This is a genomic window from Micromonospora sp. ATCC 39149 (genome assembly GCF_000158815.1).
Taxonomy (GTDB): Bacteria; Actinomycetota; Actinomycetes; order Mycobacteriales; family Micromonosporaceae; genus Micromonospora.
In genome coordinates, this window is sequence record NZ_GG657738.1 from 2293988 (window position 1) to 2300122 (window position 6135).

The following is a 6135-nucleotide window of genomic DNA, read 5'->3' on the forward strand; positions in this document are numbered from 1 at the left end:
GGCCGGACGCCCGCGCACCGCCGGGACGGGCCCGTGGCCTGGTGCGGCGTGACAGGATGGTCGTCGTGGCGCAACGGCTGATCATCATCGGCGGGGACGCCGCCGGCATGTCGGCGGCCTCCCAGGCACGCCGCCGCCGCGACCGCGCCGACCTGGAGATCGTGGCGTTCGAGCGGGGGAACTTCACGTCGTACTCGGCGTGCGGCATCCCGTACTGGATAAGTGGGGTGGTCCCGGAGCAGCACCAGCTCGTCGCCCGCGACCCGGCCACCTTCCGCACCGATTTCGACATCGACGTCCGGCTGCGGCACGAGGTCACCGCGATCGACCTGGACCGCCGGGAGGTCGTCGCCCGCGACCTCGACGGCGGCGGCGAGGTCCGCGAGCGCTTCGATGACCTGGTGTACGCCACCGGCGCGGTGCCGAAGCGGCCCGACTGGGCCGACCCCGGCGTGCGCGGCGTCTTCGGCGTGCAGACCCTCGACGACGCCTCGGCGCTGCGCGAGTGGCTGGACGCCGACCCCGCGCCCCGCCGCGCGGTGGTGGTCGGCGGCGGCTACATCGGGGTGGAGATGGCCGAGTCGCTGATCCAGCGCGGGCTGTCGGTCACCCTCGTCGAGCAGGCCCACCAGCCGATGTCGACCGTCGATGCGGACATGGCCGCGCTGGTTGCCGACGCGATGCGCGGCGTCGGCATCGACATCCGCACCGGAGTCGAGGTGACCGGGCTCGACGGGCGCGACGGGCGGGTGTCCGCGGTGGTCACCGCCGACGGCCCGCTGCCGGCCGACGTCGTGGTCCTGGGCCTGGGGGTACGCCCCAACACCGCCCTCGCCGAGGCCGCCGGCCTGCCGGTCGGCCCCTCCGGCGCGATCCGGGTGGACCGGCGGATGCGAGTGCCCGGGGTGCCCGGGGTGTGGGCGGCCGGTGACTGCGTGGAGACCCTGCACCGGGTCAGCGGGCTGCCCGTGCACGTGCCGCTGGGCACGCACGCCAACAAGCAGGGCCGGGTCGCCGGGATCAACCTCGGCGGCGGGTACGCCACCTTCCCGGGCGTCATCGGCACGGCCGTGACGAAGGTCTGCAACCTGGAGGTGGGGCGCACCGGCCTGCGCGAGCGGGACGCCGCGGCCAGCGGCTTCGAGTTCGTCTCGGTGCTGTCCGAGTCGACGAACCGGGCCGGCTACTACCCGGGCGCGCGGACGATGACGGTGAAGCTGATCGCCGAGCGCCCCAGCGGGCGGCTGCTCGGGGCGCAGATCGTCGGCTGGTCGGAGGCGGCCAAGCGGATCGACACGCTGGCCGTGGCGCTGTGGAACGAGATGACGGTGGACGAGATGACCGCCCTCGACCTCGGTTACGCGCCGCCGTACGCGCCGGTGTGGGACCCGGTGCTGATCGCGGCCCGCAAGGCCGTCGACGCCCTGCACCGGGGCTAGGTGCAAGGAAGGGCCCCCTGTTAACGCTTCGGGTAGAGGAAGGGCCCCCTCCTAACACGCTGGGCGGCACGGCGACCGGTTCTGTCGGGGGGCGCGGTTAGCGTGTGGGCGTTGTCGTGGTGCCGGGTCCGGCGCCCTTCCCCCTCGAAAGGCATCACCATGTCGCAGGAGACGACCTACCTCGAACTGTCCGAAGTGGACGGTGCGCACAAGTTCTACGAGGTGGTGGTGGACGACACCGCGCTGACCGTGCGCTACGGCCGGATCGGCGACCAGGGGCAGGTGAAGACCTCGGCCTACCCGGACAACGCCCGCGCCCGCGCCGCCGCCGCGAAGAAGATCGGCGAGAAGGTCCGCAAGGGGTACGCCCCGGCGGTGCCCGGCGTCCGCCAGAAGCGGCCCGTGTCGCGGCGGCAGATCGTCAGCACCCGCTCGACGGCCCGCACCGCCCCGGTGCTGTGGCGATACGCCTCGGGCGCGCCCGCGTTCGGCATCTTCGTCGACGGGCAGCACTGCATGGTCGGCAACGAGCACGGGGTGATCACCACCCTCGACCACGACGCCCGGGTGCTGAACCAGGTCCGCCTGCCCGAGGGGGTCAAGTGCATCGTCGCCGACGACGCCTGGATCTACGCGGGCTGCGACGACGGTAACGTCTACGACCTGTCCGGCAAGGTGCCCCGGGTCGCGTACGCGATCGCCCCCGACATCGACATCTACTGGCTGGACATCCACGACGGGGTGCTGGGCGTCTCCGACGCCGACGGCGGCATCGCCGCGATCGACCACGAGGACGAGTTCCTCTGGCGGCGGCCTGGGCGCGGCCGGGCCGCGTGGATGGTGCGCTGCGACGCCGACGCGCTCTACCACGGCCACTCGCAGGGGGTCACCGGCTACGACTGGCGCACCGGGCGGGAGCTGTGGCACACCCGCACCGGGTCGGTGCTGTTCGGCTGGCAGGAGCGCGACGCCGTGTTCGCCGGCACCGGCACCCGCGAGGTGGTGCGGCTGCGCAAGGACGGGCGCGCCGAGCAGACGTACCGCTGCGACGCCCCGGTCTTCTCGTGCGCCACCGCCGAGGACGGCCGGTACGTCTTCGCCGGCGACAACCAGTCCTCGATCTACTGCTTCGACGCGGCCGGCAACCGGCTGTGGAAGCTCGGCACCGGCTGCGGCTCGGCATACTCGATGCAGTACCACGATGACCGGCTGTACGTGGTCACCACCAGCGGTTACCTGGCCTGCGTCGACGCCAGCGAGCCGGCGATCCGGGCCGCCGAGGCGGGCAGCGTGCCGGAGGTGGTGGACGTCAAGGCCCCCGCCCGGCAGCCCGAGCCGGCGGCGTGGCGCGCCGTGGAGGTGGTCACCGACGACCGGAGCGGCGTGGTGGTGCAGTGCGTCGAGGACGGCGGCCGGCTGCGCGTCCACGTACTCTCCGACGGCTACCGGCGGGACTGGTCGGTGCAGTTCCCCAAGGGCATCCGCGAGCCGGGCGCGCGCTACCTGGTGACCGAGGTCCGCCAGGCGGGCCGGGGCGGTTTCTACCGGGCGTACGGCGACATCCGCCGGCTGCGCTGAGCGCTGCCGGCTGCGCTGAGCGATCCCGGGCCGAAAACGTTTGTCCGGCACCACGAGCCCCGGCCGAGGATGGTCCGATGGAGACGGAGCTGGAGATCCCCGAGCGGCTGGGCTGGGTGGGGCGCACGCCCGCCGGGCGGGCCTGGCTGGCGGTGCTGCCGGCCCGGCTGGCGGAGTGCGTCCAGCGGTGGGGGCTGCGACTTCAGGGCCCGCCCTTCCCGTACGCCCATGCTTCCCTGGCGCTGCCGGCCAAGCTGCCCGACGGCACCCGGGCGGTGCTCAAGCTCCAGTACCCGGACGCCGACAGCGCGCACGAGGCCACGGCCCTGACCTGCTGGGCGGGCGACGGGGCCGCCCGGCTGCTGGCGCACGACCCGGGCCGGCGGGCGCTACTGGTGGAGCGCTGCGACCCGGGCACGTCGCTGCACGCCACTGTGCAGGACCAGGCCCGAAGAGCAGCAGCGCAGGACGAGACGCGGGCAGGGACGCTGGGCGGGGCACGGAGAGAGCCGCTGGACGCGGCGCTGGATGTCGTCGTCGGGCTGCTGCCCCGGCTCTGGCGGCCCGCCGGCGCGCCGTTCACCCCGCTGGCCGAGGAGGCTGCCGGCTGGCTGGAGCGGCTGCCGGTGCAGTGGGCGCGGCTCGGCCGGCCGTTCGAGCGCCGGCTGCTCGACGCCGGGCTCGGCCGGCTCGCCGAGCTGGCCGGCACGCAGGGCGAGCAGGTACTGGTCAACCAGGACCTGCACGCGGGCAACATCCTGCGAGCCACCCGCGAGCCGTGGCTGGTGATCGACCCGAAGCCGCTGGCCGGGGAGCGCGAGTTCGGCGTGGTGGCGATCGTCCGGGGGCCGGAGCTGGGCCACTCCCCGGCTGCGGTGCGGCGGCGGCTGGACCGGCTCACCGACGAGCTGGGCCTGGACCGGGAGCGGGCGCTGGGCTGGGCGATCGGGCACACGCTGGCCTGGAGCATGGCCGAGGACGTGGTGTTCACCAACCAGATCGACGTGGCACGCTGGCTGCTCGATTTCGCCTGAGTCCTACCGGGGCTGGCAGGTGGGGCACCAGTACAGGTTTCGGCCGGCCAGCGCGCCCCTGCGCACCTCGTCGCCGCAGACGTGGCAGGGCTGGCCCGGGCGGCGGTAGACGTACACCTCGCCGCCGTGCCGGTCGACCCGGGGCGCGCGGCCGGTGGCCTCCGGCAGGTGGGCGTCCCGGACGGTGTCGATCCGGCCCACCTCGACGGCCCGGGTCATCAGCTCCACCAGGTCTATCCACAGTTCCCGCCACCGCGCCGGGGCCAGCTCCCGGCCGGGCAGCAGCGGCGACAGGCCGGCCCGGAACAGCGCCTCCGTGACGAAGATCAGGCCCGTGCCGGCCACCACCGACTGGTCGAGCAGCAGCGCCGCGAGCGGGGTGGGGCTGCGGGAGATCCGGGCGTACGCGCGGGCCGGGTCGGCGTCGGCGCGCAGCGGGTCGGGGCCGAGGCGATCGCGTAGCGCCGCCACCTCGGGCGGGGTGAGCAGCTCGCAGGCGTTCGGGCCGCGCAGGTCCAGCCAGTGCCGATCGTCCGGCGACTCCGACCCGGTGCGCCCCGTACTCGAACCGTCGCTGGTCAGCCGCAGCCGCACCTGGCCGACGGGCGGTGGGGGTTCGCCCGGCCCGTCGGCGAACCTGCCGTACAGGCCGAGGTGCACGTGCAGGGTCAGGCCACCCGCGTGGTGGTGCAGCAGGTGCTTCCCGTACGCCTCGGTGCCCTCCAGGACGGTGCCGGAGAGCAGGGCCGCGCCCTCGGCGAAGCGGCCCTGCGGGCTGGCGGCCCGCACCCTGTCGCCGGCGAACAGCTCGGCGTGCCGGGCGGCGAGGCGATGGATGGTGTGTCCCTCTGGCACGGCCGCCAAGGGTAGTCAGCCGGGGCTCACCGCCGCCATCTGCCCCTGTTCGCCGCCGGCCGGCGGCGACGGCCCGGAGGCCTTCGGCCGGCCGTCGGGGTGAGCAATCCCGAACACGGTCAGCGCGGCCCGGGCCCGATCGGGTGACGCAGGTGTCGGCGGACCGACGGTTGGGTACCTCGGTGGCGTTTACCGCGTGGCGGCCAACGGCGCTTCCGAGGCCACCACGCGTTCATCAGGAGGTGACGTGGTGAAGATTCTTTCGCTGTTGTCCCGCCGGAACGAGCCGGCGACGACATACGACAGCAACGGCGACGGGCGGGTGAACGAACGCGACGGAGCTGTCGCGTCCGGCGCCGGCAGCCGCCCGGACGGGCAGCCGGTGGTCACCGGCCGCGGCGAGGAGCAGGCGACGTACCCCAGCAGCGCGACCGCCACCGACGACGAGCGGGCCTCGGACGCGGAGCGACGGGCGGCCGAGCGCGGGGCCCTGGCCCGGGCCGCCACCGCCCGCGCGGCCACCGCCCGCACCCCGGACGGCGAGGTGCGCCGCCCGGCCGTCGCCACGACCGCTCCCCCCGCCGCCGCTTCCCCCGTCACCGAGCGCACCCTCGACCGGGACGGCGACCGGGAGCACACCGACAAGCGACCGCTGCCGGCGGACCCCCCGGCCGGGCAGCCGACGAACCGTACGGCCGAGCGGGACCGTGCCGCCCAGCCGCCCCTGCCGACCGACCGGACCGACGCCCAGGGCGAGGCCCGACGGGAGCCGGTGCCGGTGGTGGCCGGGCCGAGGCCTCGGGCCAGCCTGCTCGCCACTTGCGGCCTGATCGTCGGCGTCGCCGGGTTGGCGGCCGTGTTGACCGGCACCCTCGCCGGGTACGGCATCGCGGTCGGCGCGGTCGGCGCGGTGCTGTCGGTGTTCGGCCTGCTCGCCACCCGCCGCCGGCACATCGCGGGCAAGTCCGACGCGCTGCTGGGCATGGCCTTCGGTGTGGCCGCCGTGGTCCTCGGGGTGCTGGCGATGACCGGTCAGTTCGACTGGCCCACCACCGACGGCGACTGGGTGCAGCGGCTGCGCGAGTGGCTCGACTCACAGTTTGTCGGCCGCCGCTGACGGGCACATAGGACTCCGCCGGCGGTGCGCCGGCAGCCCGACGAGTCTGGTGGTTCACCAGACGGGCACACCTTTCCTTTTTGGGCGGTTCGCCGCCCCCGAAGCATGTGCG

At 74.7% G+C, this 6135-nt stretch carries 5 protein-coding genes; 4 read left to right on the top strand and 1 reads right to left on the bottom strand.

Translation table 11 applies throughout. The annotated features are described in order from the left end of the window. Positions 1-65 precede the first annotated feature (65 nt). The 3 genes from MCAG_RS09520 (at position 66) to MCAG_RS09530 (ending at position 4051) form a co-directional block, all read left to right on the top strand. On the top strand, positions 66-1439 hold the full coding sequence (locus MCAG_RS09520; RefSeq protein WP_007072754.1) for an FAD-dependent oxidoreductase: 1374 nt from the start codon (positions 66-68) through the stop codon (positions 1437-1439). 159 nt (positions 1440-1598) lie between these two features. Then, positions 1599-3017 carry a WGR domain-containing protein gene (locus MCAG_RS09525; protein WP_007072755.1) on the top strand — a complete coding sequence of 473 codons (1419 nt, stop codon included), beginning with the start codon at positions 1599-1601 and terminating at the stop codon, positions 3015-3017. 77 nt (positions 3018-3094) lie between these two features. Beyond that, a complete protein-coding gene (locus tag MCAG_RS09530; RefSeq protein WP_007072756.1) occupies positions 3095-4051 on the top strand; it encodes an aminoglycoside phosphotransferase family protein in 957 nt (318 codons plus the stop codon). Between the two features lie 3 nt (positions 4052-4054). On the opposite strand, the gene MCAG_RS09535 is transcribed toward MCAG_RS09530, so the two are convergent. Beyond that, on the bottom strand, positions 4055-4906 hold the full coding sequence (locus MCAG_RS09535; protein WP_007072757.1) for an Fpg/Nei family DNA glycosylase: 852 nt from the start codon (positions 4904-4906) through the stop codon (positions 4055-4057). Positions 4907-5153: 247 nt separating this feature from the next. Here MCAG_RS09535 and MCAG_RS09540 point away from each other — a divergent pair, with 247 nt between their 5' ends. Further along, a complete protein-coding gene (locus tag MCAG_RS09540) occupies positions 5154-6023 on the top strand; it encodes a DUF308 domain-containing protein (RefSeq protein WP_050777921.1) in 870 nt (289 codons plus the stop codon). The last annotated feature ends 112 nt before the right edge of the window (positions 6024-6135 follow it).

What these genes read in the sequence shown, in the direction of transcription:
- MCAG_RS09525 (WP_007072755.1), top strand. Translation starts at nt 1,599, where the DNA reads ATGTCGCAGGAGACGACCTACCTCGAACTGTCCGAAGTGGACGGTGCG.
- MCAG_RS09530 (WP_007072756.1), top strand. Translation starts at nt 3,095, where the DNA reads ATGGAGACGGAGCTGGAGATCCCCGAGCGGCTGGGCTGGGTGGGGCGC.